This is a genomic window from Micromonospora sp. NPDC005197 (genome assembly GCF_040608295.1).
Taxonomy (GTDB): Bacteria; Actinomycetota; Actinomycetes; order Mycobacteriales; family Micromonosporaceae; genus Micromonospora.
Map to the genome: position 1 here is coordinate 45871 of NZ_JBEXHY010000005.1, position 26431 is coordinate 72301.

Annotated in this window: 21 protein-coding genes; 12 read left to right on the forward strand and 9 right to left on the reverse strand. The window is 73.0% G+C overall.

Annotation, left to right across the window (positions count from 1 at the left end):
• Positions 1–14: 14 nt before the first annotated feature.
• The 4 genes from ABZU46_RS03740 to ABZU46_RS03755 are packed head-to-tail and all read right to left on the reverse strand — an operon-like array spanning position 15 to position 4544.
• Complete coding sequence (locus ABZU46_RS03740) at positions 15–440, reverse strand: CBS domain-containing protein (protein WP_354854874.1); 426 nt, start codon at positions 438–440, stop codon at positions 15–17.
• Positions 441–496: 56 nt separating this feature from the next.
• Positions 497–2266, reverse strand: a complete 1770-nt coding sequence (locus ABZU46_RS03745; protein ID WP_354854876.1) for a proline--tRNA ligase — start codon at positions 2264–2266, stop codon at positions 497–499.
• A 53-nt stretch (positions 2267–2319) separates the two neighbouring features.
• The gene (locus ABZU46_RS03750) at positions 2320–3519 is read right to left on the reverse strand and encodes a hypothetical protein (protein ID WP_354854878.1); all 1200 of its coding nucleotides are present in this window, start codon (positions 3517–3519) and stop codon (positions 2320–2322) included.
• Entirely contained in the window at positions 3405–4544 is a 1140-nt protein-coding gene (locus tag ABZU46_RS03755) for a transporter substrate-binding domain-containing protein (RefSeq protein ID WP_354854880.1), read from the reverse strand. The genes ABZU46_RS03750 and ABZU46_RS03755 overlap by 115 nt, the downstream gene beginning before the upstream one ends.
• 260 nt (positions 4545–4804) lie before the next feature.
• Between ABZU46_RS03755 and ABZU46_RS03760 the strand changes: the two genes are divergently transcribed.
• From ABZU46_RS03760 to ABZU46_RS03770, 3 genes are all read left to right on the forward strand, one after another.
• Entirely contained in the window at positions 4805–5572 is a 768-nt protein-coding gene (locus ABZU46_RS03760; RefSeq protein ID WP_354854882.1) for an SGNH/GDSL hydrolase family protein, read from the forward strand.
• A gap of 2 nt (positions 5573–5574) precedes the next feature.
• On the forward strand, positions 5575–6021 hold the full coding sequence (locus ABZU46_RS03765) for a hypothetical protein (RefSeq protein ID WP_354854884.1): 447 nt from the start codon (positions 5575–5577) through the stop codon (positions 6019–6021).
• A 72-nt stretch (positions 6022–6093) separates the two neighbouring features.
• A complete protein-coding gene (locus tag ABZU46_RS03770) occupies positions 6094–6996 on the forward strand; it encodes a sulfurtransferase (RefSeq protein WP_234584475.1) in 903 nt (300 codons plus the stop codon).
• A 40-nt stretch (positions 6997–7036) separates the two neighbouring features.
• Here ABZU46_RS03770 and ABZU46_RS03775 read toward each other — a convergent pair whose 3' ends face one another.
• The 3 genes from ABZU46_RS03775 to ABZU46_RS03785 all read right to left on the reverse strand — a co-directional run bounded on the left by ABZU46_RS03775 (position 7037) and on the right by ABZU46_RS03785 (position 9421).
• A complete protein-coding gene (locus tag ABZU46_RS03775; protein WP_354854886.1) occupies positions 7037–8218 on the reverse strand; it encodes a hypothetical protein in 1182 nt (393 codons plus the stop codon).
• Positions 8215–8772, reverse strand: a complete 558-nt coding sequence (locus ABZU46_RS03780) for a SigE family RNA polymerase sigma factor (RefSeq protein ID WP_354854888.1) — start codon at positions 8770–8772, stop codon at positions 8215–8217. The genes ABZU46_RS03775 and ABZU46_RS03780 overlap by 4 nt, the downstream gene beginning before the upstream one ends.
• A 67-nt stretch (positions 8773–8839) precedes the next feature.
• Complete coding sequence (locus ABZU46_RS03785; protein WP_354854890.1) at positions 8840–9421, reverse strand: TetR family transcriptional regulator; 582 nt, start codon at positions 9419–9421, stop codon at positions 8840–8842.
• 107 nt (positions 9422–9528) lie between these two features.
• On the opposite strand from ABZU46_RS03785, the gene ABZU46_RS03790 reads away from it, so the two are divergent.
• On the forward strand, positions 9529–10686 hold the full coding sequence (locus ABZU46_RS03790; RefSeq protein ID WP_354854892.1) for an FAD-dependent oxidoreductase: 1158 nt from the start codon (positions 9529–9531) through the stop codon (positions 10684–10686).
• Between the two features lie 17 nt (positions 10687–10703).
• On the opposite strand, the gene ABZU46_RS03795 is transcribed toward ABZU46_RS03790, so the two are convergent.
• Positions 10704–11960, reverse strand: coding sequence for an MFS transporter (locus ABZU46_RS03795; RefSeq protein WP_354854894.1), 1257 nt, complete (start codon positions 11958–11960; stop codon positions 10704–10706).
• A 121-nt stretch (positions 11961–12081) separates the two neighbouring features.
• Between ABZU46_RS03795 and ABZU46_RS03800 the strand changes: the two genes are divergently transcribed.
• The 5 genes from ABZU46_RS03800 (at position 12082) to ABZU46_RS03820 (ending at position 19936) form a co-directional block, all read left to right on the forward strand.
• Complete coding sequence (locus tag ABZU46_RS03800) at positions 12082–13869, forward strand: HSP90 family protein (protein WP_354854896.1); 1788 nt, start codon at positions 12082–12084, stop codon at positions 13867–13869.
• A 2-nt stretch (positions 13870–13871) separates the two neighbouring features.
• The gene (locus ABZU46_RS03805) at positions 13872–16742 is read left to right on the forward strand and encodes a hypothetical protein (RefSeq protein ID WP_354854898.1); all 2871 of its coding nucleotides are present in this window, start codon (positions 13872–13874) and stop codon (positions 16740–16742) included.
• A 117-nt stretch (positions 16743–16859) separates the two neighbouring features.
• Positions 16860–17450 (forward strand): TetR/AcrR family transcriptional regulator, encoded by a 591-nt coding sequence (locus tag ABZU46_RS03810; protein WP_354854900.1) that lies wholly within the window; start codon positions 16860–16862, stop codon positions 17448–17450.
• Between the two features lie 96 nt (positions 17451–17546).
• Positions 17547–18884 (forward strand): biotin carboxylase N-terminal domain-containing protein, encoded by a 1338-nt coding sequence (locus ABZU46_RS03815; RefSeq protein ID WP_354854902.1) that lies wholly within the window; start codon positions 17547–17549, stop codon positions 18882–18884.
• Between the two features lie 131 nt (positions 18885–19015).
• Complete coding sequence (locus ABZU46_RS03820; RefSeq protein ID WP_354854904.1) at positions 19016–19936, forward strand: hydroxymethylglutaryl-CoA lyase; 921 nt, start codon at positions 19016–19018, stop codon at positions 19934–19936.
• Between the two features lie 55 nt (positions 19937–19991).
• Here the strand turns inward: ABZU46_RS03820 and ABZU46_RS03825 are convergent, their stop codons facing one another.
• The gene (locus ABZU46_RS03825; RefSeq protein ID WP_354854906.1) at positions 19992–20564 is read right to left on the reverse strand and encodes a snapalysin family zinc-dependent metalloprotease; all 573 of its coding nucleotides are present in this window, start codon (positions 20562–20564) and stop codon (positions 19992–19994) included.
• 162 nt (positions 20565–20726) lie between these two features.
• Between ABZU46_RS03825 and ABZU46_RS03830 the strand changes: the two genes are divergently transcribed.
• From ABZU46_RS03830 to ABZU46_RS03840, 3 genes are all read left to right on the forward strand, one after another.
• The gene (locus tag ABZU46_RS03830; RefSeq protein WP_354854908.1) at positions 20727–22259 is read left to right on the forward strand and encodes an acyl-CoA carboxylase subunit beta; all 1533 of its coding nucleotides are present in this window, start codon (positions 20727–20729) and stop codon (positions 22257–22259) included.
• Positions 22260–22334: 75 nt separating this feature from the next.
• The gene (locus ABZU46_RS03835; protein WP_354854910.1) at positions 22335–23483 is read left to right on the forward strand and encodes an acyl-CoA dehydrogenase family protein; all 1149 of its coding nucleotides are present in this window, start codon (positions 22335–22337) and stop codon (positions 23481–23483) included.
• A 228-nt stretch (positions 23484–23711) separates the two neighbouring features.
• Positions 23712–26405, forward strand: a complete 2694-nt coding sequence (locus tag ABZU46_RS03840; RefSeq protein ID WP_354854911.1) for a helix-turn-helix domain-containing protein — start codon at positions 23712–23714, stop codon at positions 26403–26405.
• The last annotated feature ends 26 nt before the right edge of the window (positions 26406–26431 follow it).

Here is a 26431-nt window from a genome sequence, read left to right on the forward strand (position 1 = left end):
CTGGCGCCGACGGCTCACGTGGTCGGAGACTGTTCGCTGATCTCGCTCAACGCGCTGGTCGGGTCGAGCTGCATGGCCAGGTCACCGAGCGAGACGATCCCCACCAGCTTGCGGTCGCTGTCGCAGACGAGCACGCGGCGGATGCCACGGTCCCGCATGAGCGCCGCAGCCTCACCCGCCGTGCAGTGCTGCTCGATCATGACCACCTCGCGGGTGACGATCGAGCCGATGGTGGTGGCCGCCGGTGAGCTGTTCTCGGCCACCGCCCGCACCACGATGTCCCGGTCGGTGAGCATGCCGGCGAGGGTGGCGCCGTCGGTGACCACCACGTCGCCGATGTCCGCCTCCTTCATCACCCTGGCCGCCTCGTCCAGGGTGGTCTCGGCCGACAGGTACACGACCTGTTTGGTCATCACGTCGCTGACCCGGTAACCGGTCATGAGATCCTCCGAAGACGTATCACCCGATCCGACTGCACTACCCCGTGACGCGGTGGCTACACCAGGTTCGCACGCTCCCGGCGGGCCGCGTCGACGATCCGCTCCACCACACCGTTCACCGGCAGCTCCGCGCGCCCGTCGCCGGCCCGCTCGCGCAACTCCACGTACCCGTCGGCCAGTCGGCGGCCGACCACGACGGTGCGGGGGATGCCGATCAGCTCCGCGTCGGTGAACTTGACCCCGGCCGAGACGTGCGTCCGGTCGTCGACCAGCACCCGCAGGCCGGCGGCGGCCAGGCGCCCGCCGAGGTCCAGCGCCGCGTCGAGCTGCGGGCCCTTGCCGGCGACCACCAGGTGTACGTCACACGGCGCGATTGCCGCCGGCCAGATGAGTCCCCGGTCGTCGTGGTGCTGCTCGGCGATGGCCGCAACCGCCCGGGAGATCCCGATGCCGTAGCAGCCCATGGTGGGCCGGACCGGCTTGCCGGCGGGCCCGAGCACGTCGACCGCGAACGCGTCGGTGTAGCGGCGACCGAGCTGGAAGATGTGCCCGATCTCGATGCCCCGCCGGATGGCCAGCTCGCCGTCGCCGCAGTCGGGGCACGGGTCGCCGGCGCGCACCTCGGCCGCCTCGACCGTGCCGTCGGGCGTGAAGTCCCGCCCGCAGACCACGCCCGTCGCGTGGCGACCCGGCTCGTTCGCCCCGGTCAGCCACGCGGAGCCGGTCACCACGCGAGGGTCGACCAGATAACGGATGCCCAGCTTGCCGAGCATCTGCGGACCGATGTAGCCGCGCACCAGCTCCGGATGCCCGGCCCATTCGTCGAAGACGGCCACCTGGGCGGGCTCCAGCGCGGCGGCGAGCCGCTTCAGGTCGACCTCCCGGTCACCGGGCAGCCCGATCACCAGGAGTTCGGCCCGCTCGGCGCCCGGCTGACGCACTGTCAACACGACGTTCTTCAGGGTGTCGGCCGCGGTCCAGTCGTCCCGGTCCCCGAGCCGGCGGGCGTTCGCCACCTCGACCAGGCTGGCGATCGTCGCGGTCTCGGGGGTGTCGTGCACCTGCGTCGCGGGTGCGGTGGCGAGGTCGCTGGCGGCGGGTGCCCGGGTGACGACGGCCTCGGTGTTGGCCGCGTAGCCGCACGCGGTGCAGCCGACGAACGTGTCCTCGCCGACCGGGGTCGCGGCCAGGAACTCCTCCGACGCCGAGCCGCCCATCGCGCCGGACATCGCGTGCACCACCGTGTGCTCCAGGCCCAGCCGGTCGAAGATCCGCTGGTACGCCGCCCGGTGCCGGGCGTACGCGTCCCGCAGGCCCGCCTCGTCCAGGTCGAAGGAGTACGCGTCCTTCATCAGGAACTCCCGGCCGCGCAGCACACCGGCGCGGGGCCGCGCCTCGTCGCGGAACTTCGTCTGCACCTGGAACAGTGTCACCGGGAAATCCCGGTACGAGGTGAACACGTCCTTGACCAGCAGCGCCGCCATCTCCTCGTGGGTGGGCGCCAGCAGGTGCTCGGCGCCGCGCCGGTCGGCGAGGGTGAAGAGGAGGTCGCCGTACTCCGTCCACCGGCCGCTCGTCCGGTACGGCTCGGCGGGCAGCAGCGCTGGGAAGTGCACCTCCTGGTCGCCGATCGCGACCAGCTCGGCACGCACCACCTCGGTGATCCGGTCCAGCACCAGCTTGCCCAGCGGCAGCCACGTGTAGCCGCCCGGTGCGGCGCGACGGATGTAACCGGCGCGCAGCAGCAGCCGATGGCTCGGCACCTCCGCGTCGGCCGGATCCTCGCGCAGGGTCCGCAGCAACAGGGTCGACATGCGTAGCAGCATTCGGGCAGCCTAAGACCGCCGGTCCCGGTGCGGCGATCCAATTCGGTCCCGGGTTACGTGTCGCCGGGAAGGCGGCCCTCGCAGCGGACGTCCGGGTCGGCCACCGGCCGCCGGGGCATCATCCAGTTGAGCGCGGTCTCCTCCACCGGCCAGCCCCGCACCGACACCAGGCTGTACGGAACCGCCGCCGGCTGGGGGCAGAGGACCTGCGACTCGACCCACCCGTTCGGCAGGAACCGCACGGTGGCGGTCCGGTCCAGCATGATCGTCGACGTGTCGGTAACCGTGATGAGCGCGCCGAGCACCACCTCCGGGCCGCCGTTGGCCGTCGGCGGGCCGTCCCCACCGTCCAGGCCTGCCGTGCCGCCGTTCGTCGGAGCAGCCGACGCGCTCGAGGCCGGGCCGCCCGGGGCTGCCGAGGCCGTGACGTCCGGGGCCGGCGAGGCCGATTGCTTCGGGACCACCTCGACCGCGGCGGTGGGCAGCAGCGGCACCCGGAGGAAGACCGCGCCCATCACCACCGGGAGCACGGCGGCGACCGTGAACGCCAGACCGTGGGTCAGCGTCGGGGCGATCCAGCCGGGGATCGGGCCGGTGAGCAGCACGGTGGCGGCGGGCGGCACCGCCAGCAGCGCGGCCGTGGCCACCTCGCCATCCTGATACGCCGTCCAGATGGCCGGGCCCAGCACCGTGTACGCCAGGACCGCCGCGGCCAGCGGCAGGGCCACGCTGACCAGCAGGATCCGGGTCGGCTGGTCAGGATGCAGGTAGCGGGTGCGCAGCGCGAGCAGCCAGAGGCCGAGCATCAGCAGCGACGGCAGGAAGCGGAGCTGCCAGGTGAGGGCCCCCAGCGCGACCGCCGCGCTGATCACCCAACCGGGGGTACGTGCCGTCCCGGAGGCCAGTAGTGACCGTTCCGGGTCGAACCGGTCCGGAGCGCTGAGCCGGAGCAGTCGACCGAGGACGCCGAAGGTGAGCACGACCACGGGGAACGCCCACACCAGGGCGATCAGCAGCGCGCTGAGCAGGCCGAGCGGACTGACGTACTGGACCAGCAGCAGCATCGTGGACATGTCCTGTTGGCTGAGCTGCCACAGCCGCAGCACCAGGAGCAGGACGGGGAAGGTGGGAAGGAGGGTCAGCAGCCACTGCTGCGCCTGCCGCGCCCCCGCCATCCGGCGCGGGCGGACCGCCTTGGCGGAGCTGGTGGTGATCCGGGGTACGCCGGGGGCGGTAGCGCGATCCTCTCCCACGGCCACTGTCGCACCTCCACCTTCCTCGGATCGGGTTGCTGCTGTTCCGCGACCGGCTGCGGGAGGTTGTATCCCTGCTGCCAACGGAGGTTGGCGTTGTACGCGTTCTCCCAGGCCGAGTCGTTCTCGTCCTTGGCCGACTTGTAGAGCGCAAGGTCGACCAGGTCGAGCAGGGCCTGGTTGGGGCCGGTGTTGACGCCCCAGCGCTCCTGGGGCGACGAGCCTATGTCCCAGTGCCGCAGCGGTTTCACGTTCTTGAGGGTCACCGGGAAGTGTTGACCGTCGCCGTCCGGCTGGTCGCCGGTGACGAAGCCGGCGAGGATCGCCGCGTCGGTGGTGACGGCCTGCACCTTGCCGTCGTACAGCTCCTGGATGCACTCGCTGATCCTGTTTCGACCCACCGGCGAGGCGCCGGCCTCGGCGAGGCGCTGGATGGACGTCGAGGTGGTCAGCGAGCAGACCGTCAGCCCACGCAGATCCTCCAGGCTGCTCACCTGCTTCTGGTAGCTCTTCAACGTCACCACCGACTGCTCGGTGTTCAGGTACGCGGCCGAGAAGACGGCACCCTCCTCCCTGCGCTTGTCGTTGATGCTGTACGACGCGATGACCAGGTCGACGATGACGAACCCCTCGCCGTCCTGGGCCTGTCGACGGGCCCGGTCCTCGCTCTCGATCGGCACGAAACGCACCTGGGAGTGGTCGAACCCGAGGTAGCTCGCGATCATGTACGCGATGTCGACGTCGAAGCCCTTCCAGACGTTGTTCGGGAGGCGCTGCGAGATGCCCGGCTGGTCGTCCTTCACGCCGATGACGAGCTGCTGCTTGCCCTTGAGGCCGGCGTCCTCCAGCAACTCGTCCCGGGTCGGCGGGCCCATCGCGAGGACGATCGGGACCAGGGCGGCGGCCAGGACGGCCAGCGCGACGATGAGCCCCACGAGTCGGATCTGGCGGGTCCGCGTGGTGCGCGACGATGGGGGCACCGCCGGGGCCGGCCCGGTGGGGCTCGGCTCGCTTGCCTGACTCAACTGGGCCCTCCCCACTGCGCGGTCCGGTGACCGGCCCCTCATTGTGCGGCCTCAATGCGAGCCACGGCACTCCACCACCAGCCGGATTGGCGACACGACGCCATCTCCCCGATATCGGGGTATCCGGGGCAGTGGGACACCGCGACATCGGCGATCCCGTGCGGATCAAGTGCGTTCCGCCACGTCGGCGGATCGGGGCGTCGCCGGCCGTGCCTCCGGTGACAGACTGGTCGCCGCAGGCAACGGGTGAGGGAGGCGCGGTGCGCTGGCGCAGTTTCGTCGCGGTCGGGGACAGCTTCACCGAGGGTATGGACGACGCGTACCCGGACGGCACCTACCGAGGCTGGGCGGACCTGGTGGCGACCCGTCTCGCCGCCGAGGCCGGCCCGGACTTCCGGTACGCGAACCTGGCCATCCGGGGCCGGCTCTTTCCCGGTGTCGTCGCCGAGCAGGTGCCCTCCGCGGTGGCGATGAAGCCCGATCTGATCAGCTTCGCGGCCGGCGGCAACGACGTGCTGCGGCGCACCTTCGACCCGGACACGTTGGTCTCCCGCTTCGACGAGGTCGTCCGGCAGCTGCGCTCGGGCGGCGCGGACGTGCTGCTCTTCCGATTCGCGGACGTGATGGCACGGCTGCCCGGTCAACGTCTCGTCGCTCCCCGGGTGCAACTGCTCAACCAGGCGGTCGGTGAGACCGCCGAGCGGCACGGCGCCATCCTGGTCGACCTGTACGCCGACGACACGTTCCTCAACCCGATGCTCTGGAGCACCGACCGGCTGCACCTCTCCCCGGCCGGGCACCGGCGGGTCGCCGGGCAGGTGCTGAACGCGCTCGGCGTGGGCTGCGACGAGGAGTGGCTGATGGTCCCGCCGCACCCGGCGCCGTCGCCGTGGCTGGCCGCCCGCGCGGCCGACCTGCGCTGGGCCGGGCAGTACCTGGCCCCGTGGATCAGGCGGCGGCTCACCGGCCGGTCGTCCGGTGACACGGTGACCGCGAAGCGTCCGCTGCTCGGCCCGCTCGTCGACTGACCGTGCGCACCCTGCACACCGCGCCGCTGCTGCGCCGTGAACGGGACGGCGAGCCGGTTCCGGAGCACGCCGTGCTGGTGGACGGCGACCGGGTCGAGGCCGTGGGTCCGCTGGCCGAGCTGAGCGAGACGTACGCGGGGGTGCGGGTCCGCCGGTGGGACGGCGTGCTGGGTCCGGGCCTGCTGCACGACGGCCCGCTGCCGGCGGCACCCACCCCGCGCGAGCGGGTGCACGCGCTGCTGCGTAGCGGAGTGACGGCGGTGCTGGCGGAACACCTGGCCGAGCCGGCGCTGCGGGCCGCCGTCGACCGGAGCGACCTGCTGGTGCTGCCGGCGCCCGTGGTGCCGAGCCTGCATCCGGGTGGACGCGCCGACCTGTCGGCGCACGACGCCGACGGCGCCTGCATCGCGACCGTGGCCGCCGGCCGGATCGTCCACCGGCGGGCGTGAGCACGCCTCACGTGGGCCGCGTCGCATCTGATGGCCGACCGTCGGGCGGTGTTGCGGCGTAACTTGGGGATCATGTCTGTGCCGAACGATCCTGATCCCCGCCTCCAGTCGTACGCCGACCCGCAGCGGCTGGTCACCACCGACTGGTTGGCCGAGCACCTGGGCGACGAGGGCCTCGTCGTGGTCGAGTCCGACGAGGACGTCCTGCTCTACGAATCCGGTCACATCCCCGGTGCCGTCAAGGTCGACTGGCACCTCGACCTGAACGACCAGGTCACCCGGGACTACCTCGACGCGACGAGCTTCGCCGAGATGTGTGCCGCGAAGGGCATCGGCCGGGGCGACACCGTGGTCTTCTACGGCGACAACTTCAACTGGTGGGCCGCGTACGCCCTCTGGGTGTTCTCGCTCTTCGGCCACGCCGACGTGCGCCTGCTCGACGGCGGCCGGCAGAAGTGGATCGCCGAGGGGCGCGAGGTGACCCGCGACAAGCCGGCCCGGCCCCGCGCCGACTACCCCGTGCCGCTGCGGGACGACGCGCCGCTGCGGGCGTTCCGTGAGCAGGTGATGGCGCACATCGCCGTGGGCCGGCCGCTGGTCGACGTCCGGTCCCCGGGCGAGTACACGGGCGAGATGCTGCACATGCCCGACTACCCGCAGGAGGGCGCGCTGCGCGGCGGGCACATCCCGGGCGCGGTCAGCAAGCCCTGGAAGTCGGCGGCGAATGAGGACGGCACGTTCAAGTCCGCCGACGAGCTGAAGGCCATCTACGCCGACCAGCTCGGGTTGAGCCCGGACGACGACGTGATCGCGTACTGCCGGATCGGTGAGCGGTCCAGCCACACCTGGTTCGTGCTGCGGCACCTGCTGGGCTACCCGCAGGTGCGCAACTACGACGGCTCGTGGACGGAGTGGGGCAACCTGGTCCGGGCGCCCGTGGTGAAGGGCGACCAGCCCGGCGGCATCGCCGCCTGACCGGTTCTGCGGAGCTGGCCGGCTGAGGGCTCGACGACTCTCAGCCGGCCAGCGCCAGCACGCCGGGTAGGTCCCGGATGATCCCGGTGATCTCGCCGGTCTCCGGGTCCCAGCGAGCCAGGGCGGCCGGTTCCAGGCTGAGCAGCACCGCTCCCTTGTTGTCCCAGCCCAACACCGGGCAGCAGCCCTTGGCGCGATCCCGACCGAGGTCGAGCAGGTGGGTCACCGCGCCGGTACGGGAGTCCAGCACGGCCACCCCCTCGGCGCCGTCGATGTCGTTGTTGGTGATCATGGCGGCCCTCGCCAGGCGACCGCCGTGCAGCCAACCCCGGCCGTAGAACTCATTCACCTCGTACGGTGACGGCAGCACGCCGTCGGTTATCCGCTGCTCGGAGCGGATCGTGGCCTCGCGGGCGGACCGGTTGCGCAGCGTCAGGCTGCCCCGTTCGCCGATCATCTCGATCAGCGCCGCCTCGCGGCCGGCTTCCGGGTCGGGTGCCACCACGTTCCAGGCCGACACGTCGATGGTGCCTGCCGCCTCGGTGTCGCGCTCCACCGCGTACGTCCGGTTGCCGCCGCCGACCAGGACCCGGTCGTGCGCCCACACCACCAGCTCCAGGTAGCCGTCGAGCGGGATCCGGCGTACGCCCGCCGCGGTGAGGTCAACCATGATCAGCTCGTTGGTCTGCGGGAAGGCCGCCCAACGCCCGTCCGGCGACAACACTCCCGGCTGTACGGCGGTCGCCTCGTTGCCGTCCGCGTCCCGGGTGGGCGCCAGCGTCACCACGTCGAGACCGCGCACGACGCCGTCGTCGCCGAGGATCCGGACCGGGCCGTCCGCGCGGTTCTCCTCGTCGACGGGCTGAAACAGCGCCAACGCCCGCTGGACCGGTCGCTCGGACAGCGGCACGGTCGCCGGGCCGCTCAGCCGGTTCAGCGGATCGGGTGGGTACGTCAGCTCGGTCGGCGGACGCTGCACGGGATCGGCGTGGGTGGGCTCGACGGTCGGCGCCACCGTGTGGTTCAGGGGCGGACCGGGGGACGGCCGGCGGACGGCGACCGTGCCACCGCCGACCAGCACCACGGCCAGGACTGCCGCGCCGAGCACCCGTCGGGTACGACGCGTGCGCCGCGCCCGGTCCCAGCCGGCCGTCGCGGGCTTGCTGGGCAGCACGTCCTCCACGCTGACGGCGAACAGTTGGCGCAGATCCCGCTCGTTCACTGGTTCACCTCCAGGTCGGCGGTCGGTTCGCCGGAGCGGGTCGCGCCCCGGCTCGATCGGCCATCTCCGGTGAGATCGGGGGCCACCTCGCGAAGCCGGCGCAGCGCCATGTGGCACTGGCTCTTCACGGTGCCGACGGTCACCCCGAGCGCCTCCGCCGTGGCGACCTCGGTCAGGTCCTCGTAGTAGCGCAGCACCAGCACGGCCCGCTGCCGGGGCGGCAGCAGCCCCAGCGCGTCGTGCAGGGTCAGCCGCAGCGCGCCGTCACGGTCGGGGGCCACCTGTTCCGGCGGTGCGGGGCTGAGCCACTCCCGGCGTCGACGCCGCCACCACGACACCGCGTCCCGGTAGAGGATGGCCCGCACGTAGGCGGCGGGATCGCCGTCGCGGACGGAGGTCCAGCGCAGCGCCAGCTTCAGCAGGGCGTCCTGGAGAAGGTCCTCGGCCTGGTGCCGGTCGCCGCAGATCAGGAAGGCCGCACGCAGCAGACGGTGCTGGTTGCTCTCCACGAAGGCGAGGTAGCCGTCGCGGCCGTCGTTCACCGTCGATCCCATCCGCACCCCTTCCGGCCGCCACGGTGCGCGTCACCCGACAGACGCATGGGGAGGGGAAAAGGTTGGGTCAGGTCTGCGGCAGCCCGGTCAGGTAGCGCTGGAGGGTCGGCGCGACCCAGGAGACCAGCTCCTCCGGGTCGACGTCCACCATCGGTGGGAGCCGGACGACGTAGCGGGTGAAGGCGAGGCCCAGGATCTGGCTGGCCACCAGGCCGGCACGCCGGGCGGTCAGCGCCGGGTCGGTGCCGAACGTGGCCACGGCCGCGGTGAGCTGGTCGGCGAAGATGCCGCGCATCCGTTCGGCCGCGCCCGGGTTGGTGCTGGCGGCCCGCAGCAGCGCCACAAGCGTCTCGTCGCCCTCCCACCGGGCGAGGAAGTGCCGGACCAGCACCTCGCCGAGCTGCTCGGACGACACGGCGGCCAGGTCGGGCAGGCGGAGGTCGAACTCGGCCGCCGCCGCGAACAGACCCTCCTTGCTGCCGTAGTACCGCATGACCATCGACGGGTCGATCCGGGCGTCGGCGGCGATGGCCCGGATCGTGGCGCGCTCGTATCCGTCGGCGGCGAACCGCTCGCGGGCTGCTCGCAGGATCGCCGCGCGGGTGGCGTCCGATCGGCGGGGGTGGGTCGGGTGGGCGGGCGCGGTCATGTCAACGACCGTATGCCAACGGTTGTTGACACACAACGACCGCCGTCCTAGCGTTGCCAACAACCGTTTGCCAACACCCGTTGGCAACAGTCGTTCCGGAGGTGGCCATGCTGCCCACGAGCACCGACGTCCTGGTGGTGGGTGCCGGCCCCACCGGCCTCGCCACCGCACTGACGCTGGCCCGTCGCGGGATCGACGTGACAGTGCTGGACCAGCAGGCCGAACCGCCACAGACGTCCCGCGCGGCCGTCGTGCACGCGTACACCCTGGAGGTGCTGGACCGGATCGGCGTCGCGGCGCCACTGGTGGCCCAGGGGGTGCGTGCGCCGCGCTTCACGGTCCGCGACCGGGACCGGACGCTGCTGTCGGTTCCGTTCCACCGGTTGCCGTCCCGTTTCCCCTACGCCCTGCTGGTCTCCCAGGCGGTCACCGAGGCCGTGCTCGTCGGGCAGTTGGCTGACCTCGGCGTCCGGGTACGACGGCCGTGCCGGCTGACCGACCTGAGCCCGACCGCCGACGGGGTGCTCGCGCGGGTCGACGGTGCGGACCTGCGCGCCCGGTACGTGGTCGGCGCGGACGGCCTGCACAGCACGGTCCGGCAGGCGGCCGGCATCGGCTTCGCCGGCCCCAGCGACGAGGAGTCCTTCGTGCTCGCCGACGTGCGGGTCGACAGCGCGCTGCCCCGCGACGAGGCCGCGCTGTTCCTCGCCCGCCCCGGGCCGCTGGTCTGGGCGCCACTGCCGGACGGCGTGGTCCGGTTGGTCGCCGCTGTGCCGACGGCACCGCCCGAGCCGGATCGGGCGTACCTTCAGTCGCTGCTCGACGAGCGCGGCCCGACCCGCCGGCCCGACCGGGTGACCGAGGTGCTGTGGGGTTCCCGGTTCCGGGTGCACCACCGGATCGCCGACACCTTCCGGGCCGGGCCGGTGCTGCTGGCCGGAGATGCCGGACACGTGCACAGCCCCGCCGGCGGGCAGGGCATGAACCTCGGCATCTGCGACGCGGTGGCCCTCGGCACGGCTCTGGCCGAGGTGCTCGCCGGTGGCCCGGAGACGCTGCTCGACGACTACACCGCCCGGCAGCGCCCGATGGCCGAGGACGTGATGAGCTTCGCCGCCGGGCTGACCCGGCTGGCCACCACCTCCCCGGCCCGCCGACCGGCCCGGGACGCGCTGCTCCGGCTGCTCGGGGCCGTACCCCCGGTCCGGCAGCGGATCGCGCTGCGCCTGTCCGGGCTGTCCCACGCGGAACGCGGCGCGGGCTGAGGTGCACGACGTGCTGCTCAGCGCGACGGCTGGGGTGCTGTGCTGTCGTCGGTGGGGGCGACCACCGGCGACACCGACGCGACCGGCCGCAGCGTTCGCCACGCCGCCAGCGTGACCAGCGCGAACGTGCCGGCCGCGGCGCCCGCCACCGGCACCGTCCCGTACGCGGCGGCGGCCAGCCCGGCGACCGCCGCGCCGACGGGTGCGGTGAGCAGCCCGACCATCCGCTGCGCGGCACCCACCCGACCGAGCAGCCCGCCCGGCACGTGCCGCTGCCCGTACGACGCCGACAGGCTGTTCCACACGACGGTGCCGGCGGCGAAGACGGCCAGCGCGATCCCGCCCGGCACCGGTTGCCGGGCCAGCGCGAACCCGACCAGCGCGACGGTCTGCACGGCGAGCACCGCCCGCAGCGCGGGCACCGTGCCGAGCCGGGCGGCGAGCCGGCCCGCCCCGAGCGCCCCGCCCACGCCGCCGACAATGGCGCCCGCCGCGAACAGTCCGTATCCGGCCGGCGGCACGCGCAGCACGTCCAGCGCGTAGAGCACCAGCACCGCCATGAGACCGCTGATCGCCAGGTTGCTCGCGGCGGCCAGCAGGGTGACCCGCCACAGTGTCCGGTCGCCGCGCAGCCAGCGCATCCCCTCGGTGATCTCGCTCCACACCGACAGGCGTCCAACGGTCGGCCCGGTGACCACGGCGGGCGTCGGAGTGAGGGCCAGCACGAGCAGGGCCGCCACCGCGAAGGTGACGGCGTCCAGGGCGAACGGCAGCGCGGGGGCGGTGGCGAAGAGGACACCGGCGGCCGGCGCACCGAGGAAGCCGCCGGCCACCGCGCTCCCCGCCTGGAGCCTTCCGTTCGCCCGGGGCAGCGCGGCCGGCGACACGACCGTGGGCAGCAGCGCGAACGAGGCCGAGTCGAAGAGGGTGCCCAACGCGGCGAGGAGGAACGCGGCCGCCAGCAGCGTCACGACGGCAGCCCGGTCGAGGACGACCGCCACGGCCACCGCCGCCACCACCGCCGCGCGTACCCCGTCGATGCAGGCCATCGTCCGTCGGCGGTCCCAGCGGTCCGCGTACACGCCGCCGAGCAGGCCGAAGAGCAGCGGCGGAAGCTGCCCGGCCACGGTGACCGCCGCGATGATCCGAGGGTCGCGGGTCAGTGTCGCGGCCAGCAGGGCCAGCGCCGGCGTGCGCAGCGCGTCCCCGAGCCGGGACGAGACGGCGGCGGACCAGAGCAGCCGGAAATCCCGGCCCAGAGCGGAGGAGGTCATGCCGCCGAACGTGCCCTCTCGACCGGGTCGAGGGTCAAGCCGCCGGGCGAAAGGGGGACGCGGGCCGTCGGTGATCATCGGTACGGTGGGCGCCGGCATCGGGACCGGGGAGAACTCAGGCGTGGACCACACTTTCCAGGTCGACCTGCGTGGCGTGGTCGACCTGCTCAGCCATCACCTCTACGGCAGCCCGCGGGTGTACGTCCGTGAGCTGCTCCAGAACGCCGTGGACGCGATCACCGCCCGGCGTACGACCGAGCCGGACGCCCCGGCGCTGGTCCGCATCGAGCCGCCGGAGATCACCGGCGACGGCACCCTGCGGGTGTACGACACCGGCGTCGGCCTGACCGAGGCGCAGGTGCACGAGCTGTTGGCCACCATCGGCCGCAGCTCCAAGCGCGACGAGCTGGGCTTCTCCCGGCACGAGTTCCTCGGCCAGTTCGGCATCGGCCTGCTCTCCTGCTTCCTGGTCGCCGACGAGATCCAGGTGCTCACCCGGCACGGCGACAACCCCACGGTCCGGTGGACCGGGTACGCCGACGGCCGCTACGCCGTGACCGTGGCGCCGCCGGAGGCCGCCCGCGTCGAGCCGGGCACCACTGTCACGCTGGTGCCCCGCCGCGACGCCGACCAGTGGTTCGCCACCCCGACCGTCACCGACCTGGCGCGGCTCTTCGGCTCGCTGCTGCCGGTCACCGTCCGGGTCGGCGACACGGTCACCACCACCGGCGAACCGCCGTGGTCGACCGCGCCGGGGGCGCCGCTCGACCGCGCGGCGTTGATCAGGTACGCCCGGGAGACGCTCGGCGTGGAGCCGTTCGACGTGCTGCCGCTGGCCGTGCCGGAGGCCGGGCTGACCGGTGTCGCCGTCATCCTGCCCACCCCGGTGAACCCGGCGGCCCGGGCCGGGCACCGCGTCTACCTCAAGCGGATGCTGCTCACCGAGAACGCCGACAGCCTGCTGCCGGACTGGGCGTTCTTCGCGCACTGCGTGGTCGACGCGACCGAGCTGCGCCCGACGGCCAGCCGCGAGGCCCTCTACGAGGACACCCTGCTCACCGCGACCCGGGAGGCGCTCGGCGATCAGGTACGCGGCTGGCTGGTCCGGCTGGCGCGACACGACCCGCACCGGCTGGCCGAGTTCCTCCAGGTGCACCACCTCGGCGTGAAGGCGCTGGCGCTGCACGACGACGAGATGCTCCGGCTGGTCGACAGGTGGTGGCCGATGGACACCAACGTCGGCACGCTCACGCTCGCCGAGTTCCGCGAACGCCACGGGGTGCTCCGCTACGCGGCCAGCCTCGACGAGTTCCGCCAACTCGCCGCCGTGGCGGCCGCACAGGACCTGGCGGTGGTGAACGCCGGCTACACGTACGACACCGAGCTGATTGAGCGGCTGCCGGCGGTGGACCGGTCGGTGCTGATCGAACGGCTGGAGCCGAGCGACCTCACCACCCGGTTCGAGGCTCTCGACCCGCAGGTCGAACTGGCGCTGCGGCCGTTCCTCACCGCCGCGCAGCGGGCCGTCGAACGGTCCGGCTGCGAGGTGGTCATCCGGGCGTACGACCCGGTCTCGCTGCCCGCGCTCTACCTGGTCAGCCGGTCGGCAGCGTTCAACGATCAGCTCGCCGCCAGCCGCGACCGCGCCGACGAGCTGTGGGGCGGAGTGCTCGACGCGCTCGCCGCCACCGCCCCGCCGGACCGCCCGCAACTGGTGCTCAACCACCGCAACCCGCTGGTCCGGCGGGTCACGATGCTTGGCGACCCGGAGCTGGTCGGCCTCGCCATCGAGGCGCTGTACGGGCAGGCGCTGCTGCTCGGCCACCATCCGATCCGCGCTGCCGACGCCGCGCTGCTGAACGATTCCTTCCTCGGCCTGCTCGGCCGGGCCGTGCCGGGACGGGAGTGACCATGAGCGACGAGGACCTGTGGCGGGTGCTGCGTGGCATCGCCGACATGCCGTACGGGGCGGGGCAGATCGCCGCGCTGGAGCAGTTGCTGCGCCGGGTCGACGCCGCCGACGACCGGCACCTCGCCTTCGTCACCCGGATGCAGGCCACCACCGGGTACGTCTACGGCGGTGAGCCGGCGAAGTCGTTCGTGACCTTCTCCTGGTGCCTGTCCGAGTTCGACCGCGACCCGCAGCCCTACCACCAGCGCCATCTGCACCAGTTGCTGTGGCACTTCAAGTACATGGTGTCCGGCCTGCTGAAGTTCCCCGAGGTGCCGCTGGACCGCACGTACGCGGTGCTCGACGACATGGAGCGGCGTTACCGGGCCGGTGGGCACAGCCTGCAGACCGTCCACAAGCACCGGTTCCGGGTCGCCGACCACGTGGGCGACGCCGAGGCCGCCGCGCACTGGTACCGGCTCTGGCAGACCACACCCCGCGACGAGCTGTCCGACTGCGCCGGCTGTGACCCGACGAGTCAGGTGGGCTACCTCGCCGACACCGGGCGGGACGCCGAGGCGGTGGCACTTGCCGAGCCGGTGCTCGCCGGCAGACTGACCTGCACCGAGCAGCCGCAGGCGATCCTCACGGCGCTCCTTCTGCCCTATCTGCGTACCGGCCGAGGTGAGTCGGCGCGCGACGCGCACCGGGAGGCGTACCGCAAGCTGCGCGGCAACCTCGCCGACCTGTGGGACATCGGCGACCACGTCGAGTTCTGCACGCTGACCGGCAACGAGGCGCGGGCGGTCGAGCTGGTCGAGCGGCACCTGGACTGGCTGGACCGGCCGCCGTCGCCGGCCGCCGCCATGCACTTCGCGGCGACCGCCGCGGCCGCGCTGCGTCAGGCTGGTGCGGCGACGGTGTACCGCCGGGCCGCCGAGGGCCGGCCGGCCGCCGAGGTGCCCGCGCCGACGCTGGCCGACGAGCTGGCCGGGACCGCGACCGCGCTGGCCGCCCGCTTCGACGCCCGCAACGGCACCACGCACCAGTCGGAGTGGATCGCCCGCCGGCTCGCCGTCCGGCCCAGTGGCGAGCACCTGCCGCTCTCCGCGAGCGTCCGCCGCCGTCCGGCCGATCCAACCGTTGCGCTCGGTGCGGCCACGCCCGCGTCCGCCGACCGAGGTGGCCGGGATCGGGCCGAGGCGCCCGCCGTGACCCTGCCCGCCGACGCCGACGCGGACGAGTTGCTGACCCTCGCCGAGGAGAGCTGGGGCCGACACGACCGGGCCGCGTTCCAGGCGGCGCTGGCCGCGTGCGACGACCGGTTCGGCTCCGCCGACCTGCCGGCGCGTACGGTCGCGCACCGGCTGGCGCTGCGGGCCGCCGAGCGCGGCGACGAGGACGACATCGAGGGCGCGGTCGAGTTGAACCGGGCGGCGCTGGACCTGTACCGCTCGGCGGGCGAGGAGGTGCCCGCCCAGGTGGTCGCCGGGCGGCTCGGCGTGCTGCTGACCAGGGCCGACGAGCACGCCGAGGAGGGGCTCGCGCTGGTCCGGGAGGCCGCCGAGGTGCTGGACCGGCTCGGTGACGCCCGGCAGCGGGCCGCGGGGCACGACCGGCTGGCGTTGGCGCTGCTGCACCAGCAACGGTGGGCGGACGCCCTCGCGGCGCTGGACCGGGCACCGGCCGACGCGGGTGGCGACCGGCACCTGGCGGCTCGGATGGCGCTGCACCGGGCACACCTGCTGGAGCAGTCCGACCGCGTCGACGAGGCCCGCGCCGCCGCCGAGGAGGCTCGCGGCATTGGTCGTGAGCTGGGCATCGGTGAACTGCTCACGGCGGCCTGCCTGGCCTGGGCGCGGACGGTCGACGACCCGGCGGAGGCGGTGGCCGCCTGCGACGAGGCGCTGCGGGTGGCGCCGGCGGACGCGGAGCTGCCCGTCCGGGTCGCCCGCGCGCGGGCACTGCTCTCCGCCGGCCGGGCCGCCGACGCGGTGGACGATTTCGTCGAGGCGGTGACGCTCTGCGTGGAGCGCGGCGCCGAGGGGGACGCGTTCCTGCGCTGGGAGCTGGCGAACGCGTACCGGATGGTGGGCCGGCTCGCCGAGGCGGCCGAGGTCGCCGAGGAGGCCGTGCTCGGCCTGGACCGGCTGGGCGCCCAGGCGGAGGCCGACCGCTGTCGGCACCTGCTGGCCGGCGTGTACGCCGGGCTCGGCGAGATCGATCCGGCGCTGGCCCTGCTGGAGCAGTTGTCCACCAACCTGGACGGCCCGGACAACCTCCCGCACCGGGCGCAGGTGCTGGAGGAGGCCGGCGGGATCCTCTACGACGCCGACCGGGACGCGGTTGCCGCCGAGCGGTTCGCCGCCGCCGCCACGGCGTACCGGCTGGCCGACCTGCCGTTGGACGAGCTGCGTGCCCGCCGGAGGGAGGCGTACGCCTGGTTCTGGTCCGACGACCGACCGGCGGCGGTCCGGACCATCGAGCTGGTGGACGGGTTGGCGGCCGCGTTGGCCGGGCAGCCGGAGCCGGAGCCGCCGGTGACGTACGAGCTGGCGATGGCGGCCGAGGCCGGTGCGCGGGTGTTGGTCGGGGAGGGGCGGCCGGACGAGGCGCTGAACCGGCTCGCCGGGGTGCCGGACCGGCTCCGGTCGATCGAGGCGTTCGGCGAGGCGGCCCAGGTCGAGATTCTCGTCGGTGAGCTGCTGCTGCGCCTGGACCGGCCGGCCGAGGCGGAGCCGCTGCTGCGCCGCGTACTCGGTGGGCTCCCGGCCGGCTCGCGGCCGGTCCGCCAGACGGCCTGGCTGCTGGCCCGCGCCCTGGACCTGCTGGATCGACCCACGGAGGCCGCCGCGCTGCGCGCGGAGCATGACCTCGACCCGGACGAGTAGACCTCTTCCCCGACCGGCCGGCCCCCGCCCGAGCGGGGGCCGGCCGGTGGCGTGGCGCACGCAACCGACCGGTAACCGCCGCCCCACCGCGGTCGGCTCGCGGTCTACGCTTGCCCCGTGACGGTGGAACAGCAGGCACGGGGTGCGGGCCGGCGCCGGTCCCGCAAGGACGAGATCCTGGAGATCGCGGTCGGTCTGTTCGCCGCCCGTGGCTATCACGGCGTGTCGATGGACGACATCGGTGCGGCAGCCGGGGTGACCGGCCCCGCGCTCTACCACCACTTCGCCGGCAAGGAGGCCATGCTGGCCGCCGCGCTGATCCCGGTCAGCGAGGGGCTGTTGGCCGGCGGCCGGGAACGCGCCGCCGGGCATCCGGACGACCCGCGCGGCGCGCTGGAGTCGCTGATCGACTTCCACGTCGAGTTCGCGCTGGCCAACCCGGCGGTGATCGCACTGCACCTGCACGAGCTGGACCGCCTGCCGGAGGAGCCGCGACGACGGATCCGCCGCCTGCAGCGGATGTACGTCGAGGAGTGGGTGACGGTGCTGACCGCGCTGCACCCGGGCATGCCCGACGGTGAGGCGCGGGTGTTGGCGCACGCCGCGTTCGGCCTGATGAACTCGACCCCGTTCCTGGGCGGCGAGGTGGACCGTCGGCGTCGCGCCGAGCTGCTGCGCGGCGCCACCCTGGCCGCCCTGCTCGCCTGAGCCCGGCCGCGCTGCTCGCCTGAGCCCCGGCTCGTCAGGAGTGGGCCGGTCGTGGTTCCCTGGCATCGTCCCACCATCCGGACGCCGGGAGGAAACATGATCGAGTCACTGCTGGTCGCCAATCGGGGCGAGATCGCCCGCCGGGTCATCCGGACCGCCAAGCGGCTCGGCATCCGCGCGATCGCGGTGTACTCGGAGGCCGACGCCGACCTGCCCTTCGTCGCCGAGGCGGACGAGGCCGTCCTCATCGGCCCGCCGAACCCGGCCCAGAGCTACCGCAACGTCGAGGCGATCCTCGCCGCCGCGAAGTCGACCGGCGCACATGCCATCCACCCCGGCTACGGTTTCCTGTCGGAGAACGCCGAGTTCGCCCGTACCGTCGAGGCGAGCGGGCTGATCTGGGTCGGGCCCGGCGCGGACGCGATCACCGCGATGGGCGACAAGATCAATGCCCGGAACCTGATGGCGGCGGCCGGCGTCCCGGTCGCGCCCGGCACCACCGACCCGGCCGCCGACCTGGACGCGGCGGTCGCCGCCGCTGCGGAGATCGGCTACCCGGTGATGGTCAAGGCCGCCGCGGGTGGCGGGGGCATGGGCATGGGCGTGGCCGTCGACGAGGCCGCGCTGCGCACCGAGTACGACAAGGTGCGCGCGTTCGCCGAGCGGATGTTCGGCGACGGTTCGGTGTTGATCGAGCGGTACTTCCCCCGGGTGCGCCACGTGGAGGTGCAGATCCTCGGCCTGGCCGACGGTCGGGTGGTGGCGCTCGGCGAACGGGAGTGCTCGGTGCAGCGGCGCAACCAGAAGCTGGTCGAGGAGTCGCCGTCCCCGGCAGTCTCGCCGGAGCTGCGGCAGCGTTTCCTGGCCGCGGCGGTGCGCGCCGGTGAGGCCGTGGGTTACCGCAACGCGGGAACTGTCGAGTGTCTGCTCGACCCGACCACGAACGAGTTCTTCTTCCTGGAGATGAACACGCGGTTGCAGGTGGAGCACCCGGTGACCGAGTACGTCTACGGGATCGACCTGGTGGAGGAGCAGTTGCGGGTGGCGTCCGGGCTGGCGCCGACGTTCGACCCGGACGCGTTGACGCCGAGCGGGCACGCGATCGAGATGCGGATCAACGCGGAGGATCCGAAGCGCTTCCTGCCCGGCCCCGGCGTGGTGAAGACCTGGGTGGAGCCCACGGGTGCGGGCGTCCGGGTGGATTCCGGCTACACCGGCGGCAACACGGTCACTCCGTTCTACGACAGCCTGATGGCCAAGCTGATCGTCAGCGGCGACACCCGCGAAGAGGCGTTGGAGCGCGCGAAGGCGGCGGTGGCCGCCTTCCGGATCGAAGGCCCGAAGAACAACCTCCCGTTCTTCGCCGAGCTGCTGGAGAACGAGGAGTTCCTCAGCGGCGCGTACGACACCGGCATCGTCTCCCGCATGCGCTGACCCGCCGTCATCGTTGATCAAGAGGTTCGCGTCAGGATTTCGGTCCTGGATGACGCGAACCTCTTGATCGACACTGGGGGGTGGCATGCTGGGAGAACCCCAGCACAGCTCTGTCACAGTGAGGTGACCCCTTGGCTGAACTGCCAGATTTCGTGTCGATTCGTGAGGTCGGGCCGCGGGACGGGCTGCAGAACGAGGAGCCGATTCCCGTCGACGCGAAGGTGCGGCTGCTCGACGCGCTCTCCGGCACCGGCGTACGCCGGATCGAGGCGGTGTCGTTCGTGCACCCGTTGGCGATCCCGCAGATGGCCGACGCCGACGAGGTGTGGCGGCGGGCCACGAAGGCCGACGGGGTGCGCTACTCGGCGCTGGTGCCGAACACCCGGGGCGCGCAGCGGGCCCTGGCCGCCGGGTTCACCGAGATCGAGGTGGTGGTGTCGGCCAGCGACACGCACAACCGGCGCAACGTCAACCGCTCGACCGACGAGTCGTTGAACGACATCGCCGAGCTGATCGACCTCCTGCACGGGGCGTCCGCGCGGGTCGAGGTGATCGTGGCGACCAGCTTCGGGTGCCCGTACGAGGGGGACATCGACCCGTGGCGGGTCGCCGGCATCGTCGACCGAGTGGTCCGCGACGGCGCGGACCGGGTGGCGTTCGGCGACACGACCGGCATGGCCACTCCGCGTCGGGTCCGTGAGCTGCTGACCGCGGTACGCGACCGCAACGCGCACGTGCCGGTGCTGCTGCACTTCCACAACACCCGGGGTACGGCGCTGGCCAACCTGCTGACTGCGCTGGAGCTGGGGGTGACCGAGTTCGACGCCAGCGTCGGCGGCTTGGGCGGCTGCCCGTACGCCCCGGGGGCCAGTGGCAACCTCGCCACCGAGGAGGCCGTGCACATGCTGCACGACATGGGCGTCGACACCGGCATCGACCTGGCTGCCCTGATCGAGGTGGCCGAGCTGGCCGAGGAGCTGCTCGGCAAGAAGCTTCCGTCCGGTGTGCTGCGGGCGGGCCCGCGTACCCGGCTGACGCCGATGCCGAGCTGAGGACGCGACGAAGGGGCCGGCGAACACGCCGGCCCCTTCGTTCGTGCCAGGTCGGTCAGTTCACCGGGGTGAGCACGCTCGGCCAGCTGTCCCGGAAGATGTCCGCGCTGCGGCCGGCGCTGCGCTCGGTGGCGCTGAGGGTGCCGGCGAAGAGGCTGCTCACCCGGTTCGCCTCGGCGGTGCTCGGGTACGGGTTGGTGCAGCTGGTGCCGGCGCTGCCGCCGGACATCAGGATCGCGCAGTTGCCGTTGTAGTTGTCCGGCAGGCCGAGGATGTGCCCGATCTCGTGGGTCATGATCCGCAGCGGGCTGTACTGCGCCGCCTGCTGGGTGTCGATGTAGACCCGGCCGTTGCCGAGGCTGGTCCGCACGGCGTAGGAGCCGCCGCCGGTGATCTGGTAGATCCGCAGGTTGGAGCCGCAGTTCGCGGTAAGCGTCAGGTTCGTGGTGGCGTTGTTCCAGATCGAGGCGGCCTGGTTGGCGGTGCCGGCGTAGGCGCCTGCCTGGCTGGTGTTGTAGCAGATGGTCATCGCGGCGGACGCGGGCGCGGGGTTGGCGACCGTGACGCCGAGCGTGGCAACTGCCGTCGCGACAAACGCGACGGCGAGCCGACCGAGTCGTGAGGTCATCGCTGACTCCTATCCGGGAGGGGGTGCCAGGAGCCTATCCACAGAGATTAATAGATTTCAATGTTTCGTTCAAAGAAGCGTCGGCCGGTCGTGGGTCGCCGGGAGGTGCGCGAATGCGATAGCCTAACGATCGTTCAGGTCAGTACGGGCGAGGGAGTCGGCGTGACGCTCGACGGTGAGGCGCTGGAGCAACTGCGCAAGCGGGCCCGGTCCGGCGGCGCGGACAAGTACCACGCGGCCAACGAGGCCAAGGGCAAGCTCTTCGCCCGCGAACGCGTCGCGCTGCTGGTCGACGAGGGTTCGTTTGTCGAGGACGGCCTCTACGCCAACGCGCTCGCCGACGGGCTGCCCGCCGACGGCGTGGTCACCGGCACCGCCACGATCGACGGGCGGCAGGTCTGCCTGATGGCCAACGACTCCACCGTCAAGGCCGGCAGTTGGGGCGCCCGGACCGTCGAGAAGATCATCCGGATCATCGAGCGGGCGTACGGCGCCGGCGTGCCGATGGTCTACCTGGTCGACTCCGCCGGCGCCCGGATCACCGACCAGGTCGACCTCTTCCCCGGCCGGCGTGGCGCCGGCAAGATCTTCTGGAACCAGGTCCGCGCCTCGGGTTCGATCCCGCAGGTCTGCGCGCTGTTCGGCCCGAGCGCCGCCGGTGGGGCGTACATTCCGGCGTTCTGCGACGTGGTCGCCATGGTCGACGGCAACGCGAGCATGTATCTCGGCTCCGACCGGATGGTCGAGATGGTCACCGGGGAGAAGACCACCCTGGAGGCGATGGGCGGCGCCAAGGTGCACACCGCCGAGTCCGGCGTCGGGCACTTCCTCTGCAAGACCGAGGCCGACGCGCTCGACGTGGTGAAGACCTACCTGTCGTACCTGCCCGCGAACTGGACCCAGGCGCCGCCGGCCGCGCCGGCGGTCGCCGCGCCCGCGAAGGCCGACCTGGCCGCGCTCGTGCCGGCCAGCGAGCGGCAGGCGTTCGACATGCGGCGGTACGTCAAGGGCCTGCTCGACGAGGGCTCCTTCTTCGAGATCCAGGCGCTGTGGGCCAAGGAGTTGACCATCGGGTTCGGCCGCCTCGACGGCCAGGTCGTCGGCGTGCTCGGCAACAACTCGATGTTCAAGGGCGGCGTGCTCTTCGTCGACTCGGCCGACAAGGCGACCCGGTTCGTGCAGCTCTGCGACGCGTTCAACGTGCCGCTGCTCTTCCTCAGCGACGTACCCGGCTTCATGGTCGGCAGCGCCGTGGAGAAGCAGGGCATCATCCGGCACGGCGCCAAGATGATCACCGCCATCTCCGAGGCGACCGTCCCGAAGATCTGCGTGGTGGTCCGCAAGGCGTACGGCGCCGGCCTGTACGCGATGGCCGGCCCCGGCTTCGAGCCGGACGCGACAATCGCGCTGCCCACCGCGAAGATCGCGGTGATGGGCGCCGAGGCCGCCGTGAACGCCGTCTACGCCAACAAGATCGCGGCGATCGAGGACGCGGACGAGCGGGCCGCCTTCGTGGCCGCCAAGCGGGCCGAGTACGAGCAGGACATCGACGTCGTCCGGCTCGCCAGCGAGCTGGTGGTGGACGCCATCGTCGAGCCGCACGACCTGCGTGGCGAGCTGGTCCGCCGCTTCGCCGCTGCGCGTACCAAGGACCGGCACTTCTCCCGGCGTCGGCACGGCGTGACCCCGGTCTGACCCTCGCCCCACCCCCACAGCGATCCGCCTGCGGCGTCACGAGCGCCGGGGCGGCCGTCCACACAGGAGGATGAGATGGACTTCCGGCTCACCGACGAACAAACGGCGCTGCGGGAGAGCGTGCGGGACTTCGCCCGCGAGGTGGTCGCCCCGGTCATCGCCGAGCACTACGAGCAGCACACCTTTCCGTACGAGGTGATCCGGCAGATGGGCAAGATGGGCCTGTTCGGCCTGCCCTTCGGCGAGGAGCACGGCGGGATGGGCGGCGACTACTTCGCGCTGTGTCTGGCCCTGGAGGAGTTGGCCCGGGTCGACTCCAGCGTGGCTATCACGCTGGAGGCGGCGGTCTCACTGGGCGCGATGCCGATCTACCGCTTCGGCACCGAGGAGCAGAAGGCCACCTGGCTGCCGAAGCTGCTCAGCGGCGAGGCGCTGGCGGGCTTCGGGCTCACCGAGCCGGGCACCGGATCCGACGCCGCCGGCACCCAGACGCGCGCCGTGCTGGACGGCGACGAGTGGGTGATCAACGGGTCGAAGGCGTTCATCACCAACTCGGGGACCGACATCACGGCCCTGGTCACCGTCACCGCCGTGACCGGCACGAACGCGGACGGCTCCAAGGAGCTGTCGACGATCATCGTGCCCACCGGTACGCCCGGATTCACGGTGGCCCCCGGTTACTCCAAGGTCGGGTGGACCGCCTCGGACACCCACGAGTTGACCTTCGACGACTGTCGGGTGCCCGCGGCCAACCTCCTCGGTGCCCGCGGCCGAGGGTTCGCCCAGTTCCTGCGGATCCTCGACGAGGGCCGGATCGCGATCGCCGCACTGGCCGTCGGCCTCGCCCAGGGCTGCGTCGATGAGTCGATCAAGTACGCGCAGGAGCGGGAGGCGTTCGGCCGCCCGATCGGCGCCAACCAGGCCATCCAGTTCAAGATCGCCGACATGGAGCTGAAGGCGCACACCGCCCGGCTGGCCTACTACGACGCCGCCGCCCGGATGCTGGCCGGTGAGCCGTTCAAGCGACAGGCCGCCATCGCGAAGCTGCACGCGAGCACCATCGCGGTGGACAACGCCCGGGAGGCGACCCAGATCCACGGCGGGTACGGCTTCATGAACGAGTACCCGGTCGCCCGGTTCTGGCGGGACTCCAAGATCCTGGAAATCGGCGAGGGCACCAGCGAGGTGCAGCGCATGATCATCGCCCGCGACCTGGGTCTCTGAACCACCCACACCGCACCTGGACGCGGCCCGGTCCCGCTCCGCCTCTCCCTGCCCGCCACCGGCCGGCCGTCTGCCACCGGCCGGCCGTTCGACGCCGGCTTGCTGTCTGACGCCGGCTTGCCGTCGTGGGCCGGCCAGCCGTTCGGCTGTCGGATTTTCGGCGAGCGGACGTCGGCAGACCGACGTTCGACTGCCGATGGTCGGAGTCGATCCGTACTCTTCGTGGCCATGACTCCGGAGCATGATCGGTCGCGGAGCTCGGCCGGTCGTAGCGGGCTGCCGGAGCTGCTGCGTGCGCACCGGCGCGCGGCCGGCCTGACTCAGGCGGAGCTGGCGTCCCGTGCCGGGGTCGGCGTGCGGACGGTGCGGGACCTGGAGCGCGGCCGGTCGGTCCGGCCGCAGCGCACCACCGTCGAGTTGCTGGCCACGGCGTTGGAGTTGGCCGGCGCGACCCGGGCGGCGTTCCTGGCGACGGCCCGCGGCGCCGCCGGCGGTGAGTCGCCCCGGCCGGACGTCATCTCGGGCACGCTCGGGGTTGGCGCCGGTGTCACGTCGACAGCCGGAGCCGCCCGGGCCGCCGCTCGGGTGGCCCTCCCCCCACCGGTAGCCCTGATCGGCCGCGACCGCGACGTCACCGAGCTGGCCGGAATGCTGACCGCGGAACGCGGCCCCCGACTGGTGAGCCTGGTCGGGCTGGCCGGGGTCGGCAAGACCGCGCTCGCGCTCGCCGTTGCCCACGCAGCCGCCCGCGCACATCCGGGCGGTGTGGCCGGCGTGCTGGTCGGCGAGGGCTCGGACGGACCGGACGTGCTCGCCGCCACGATGACCGTCCTCGGCGCGGCCCGGCTGCCGGAACTCGTCGCCCGGCTCGCCGGACGGCCGGCACTGCTGGTCATGGACGCGGTCGAGCGCGCCCCCGGCCCGGTGGCCGAGACCCTGCACCGGCTGGGCATCGTGCTGCCGTCGTTGCGGGTGCTGGTCACCGGACGGCACCCGGTCGGGCTGCCCGGTGAACGGGTCTGGCCGGTAGCCCCGCTCGAGGTGCCGCCGCCGGACGCCGAGCACTCCGGGCCGGCCACGCTCGGCTCGTGGCCGGCGGTCGCGCTGTTCACCGCGCGGCTCGCCCAGGTCCGTCGGGAGCCGCCGACTCCGGACGAGCTGCCGGCGTTGGCCGCCCTGGTCCGTCGGCTGGGCGGCCTGCCGCTGGCCATCGAGCTGATGGCCGCCCGGGGCCGGTTGCTCGACCTCACCGAACTGCTCGATCGGTACGGCGATCGCGTGCTCGACCTGACCACCTCGGCCGACCCGGCGGCCCGTAACCGCTGGGACGGGCCGGAGGCGGCCACCCGCCGCCCGTATGCCACCGATGCCACCCGGGCGGCGGTGGCGGTGACCCTGCGGGACGCGGTGGCGACCAGCTACCGACTGCTCGCGCCGGATGAGCGCGACGCGCTGCGGCGGCTTGCCATGTTCGGCAACCGGTGGTCGGTGGAGCTGGCCGAGGAGATGCTCGCCGACGAGGCCGACCGGGACGGTACGGTCGCCATCGATCCGGTCCCGCTGCTGGACCGCCTCGTCGAGCTCGGCCTGCTGAGCGTTCGCGGCACCGGGCCGTTCCGGTTCCGCCTGCTCGACGCGGTTCGTGACTTCGCCATCGAGCAGGCCGTGGGCAGTGGTGAGCTGACCTGCGTACGGCGTCGGCATGCGGAGGTGGTCGCCCGCCTCGTGGCGCGGACCGCCTCCGACCTGGCCGGCCCCCGGATGCTCGACGCGGTGCACCGGCTCGACGAGGTGAGCAGCGACATCAGCACGGCGCTGGCCCACGCGGCCACCGACGACCCGCTGACCGCGCTCCGTCTGGCGGCCTGCCTGCCCCGTTGGTGGCGCTTCCGGGGGCGCGATGTCGCCGGGCGGCAGTGGCTGCGGCGGTTGCTGGCCGACCCCCGAACCGCGGACGCGGACCCGATCCTTCGCGGCTGGGCCAGCCTCGGGGTGGCCCGGCTCGCCGCCGAGCACGGTGCCGAGGTCGACGAGTTGCCGACGGCGCGGGCCGCGTTGGAGGCGTTCCGACAGGCCGGCGACGTGACCGGCGAGCTGGAGGCGCGCAGCGTGCTCGGCGCGCTGCTGACCACCGTCGGCGGGCACGACGAGGCCCGGGAGCAGGCCGAGGCGGTGCTCCGGCTCGCCGCCCGCAACGGGCGGACCCGGGAGCTGGCGGTGGCGCAGAACAGCCTCGCCTGGCACGAGATCCGCATCGGTGACCTGGGCGCGGCACGCCGTCGGCTGGCTGCCGTGGACCGGCTCGCCGCCGAGGGCGGTGAGCAGCGGTTGCGGGTGTTGGCCTGGGCCAACCGGGCCGAGGTGTCCCGCCTGGAGGGCCGGTACGCCGATGCCGTCGACCAGGGCCGGCGCGCGGCGTCGGCACTGTTCGAGTTGGGTGACCCGGGGCATCGACGGCGGGTGCTCGGGACGGTCGGATTGGCGCTCGCGCAGGACGGGCGTGCCACGGAGGCGACCGAGGTGCTGACCGAACTGCGCGCGGGGGGCGCCGAGGCGACAGTTGTCGTGGCGGGCCAGCAGTGGGTGGAGCGGGTCGGACTCCCGCGACCGCGCTCGGACGACACGGTGTTGTCCTGGGGCGGGCCGGAGGCGGGTATCTGTGCGCTGATCGAGGGGAACCTGGCACTGCACCGGGGTGACCGGGAACTGGCGGCCGAGTGGTTCGCCGCCGCTGCCGAGGCCGGTCACGATCGGCGGGACGTGGTGGAGGCGCTGGTGGGCCTCGCCGCGAGCACGTCGGACCCGGCGGTTCTCGATCGTCTCGACCGGGTCTGCGAGGAGAGTGGCATCCGGTTGCTGCCGCAGGAGTCCGGGCTGCTCTATGCGCTGATGGCCGCGCGGGGCGGGTCCGTCGAGCGCTAGTTGGGCGCCCGTCGGTGGCCGGCCCG

Coding starts and splice junctions, on each gene's coding strand:
- ABZU46_RS03740 (WP_354854874.1), bottom strand. CDS start 440: ATGACCGGTTACCGGGTCAGCGACGTGATGACCAAACAGGTCGTGTAC.
- ABZU46_RS03745 (WP_354854876.1), bottom strand. CDS start 2,266: ATGCTGCTACGCATGTCGACCCTGTTGCTGCGGACCCTGCGCGAGGAT.
- ABZU46_RS03770 (WP_234584475.1), top strand. CDS start 6,094: ATGTCTGTGCCGAACGATCCTGATCCCCGCCTCCAGTCGTACGCCGAC.
- ABZU46_RS03780 (WP_354854888.1), bottom strand. CDS start 8,772: ATGGGATCGACGGTGAACGACGGCCGCGACGGCTACCTCGCCTTCGTG.
- ABZU46_RS03785 (WP_354854890.1), bottom strand. CDS start 9,421: ATGACCGCGCCCGCCCACCCGACCCACCCCCGCCGATCGGACGCCACC.
- ABZU46_RS03790 (WP_354854892.1), top strand. CDS start 9,529: ATGCTGCCCACGAGCACCGACGTCCTGGTGGTGGGTGCCGGCCCCACC.
- ABZU46_RS03795 (WP_354854894.1), bottom strand. CDS start 11,960: ATGACCTCCTCCGCTCTGGGCCGGGATTTCCGGCTGCTCTGGTCCGCC.
- ABZU46_RS03805 (WP_354854898.1), top strand. CDS start 13,872: ATGAGCGACGAGGACCTGTGGCGGGTGCTGCGTGGCATCGCCGACATG.
- ABZU46_RS03815 (WP_354854902.1), top strand. CDS start 17,547: ATGATCGAGTCACTGCTGGTCGCCAATCGGGGCGAGATCGCCCGCCGG.
- ABZU46_RS03825 (WP_354854906.1), bottom strand. CDS start 20,564: ATGACCTCACGACTCGGTCGGCTCGCCGTCGCGTTTGTCGCGACGGCA.
- ABZU46_RS03835 (WP_354854910.1), top strand. CDS start 22,335: ATGGACTTCCGGCTCACCGACGAACAAACGGCGCTGCGGGAGAGCGTG.
- ABZU46_RS03840 (WP_354854911.1), top strand. CDS start 23,712: ATGACTCCGGAGCATGATCGGTCGCGGAGCTCGGCCGGTCGTAGCGGG.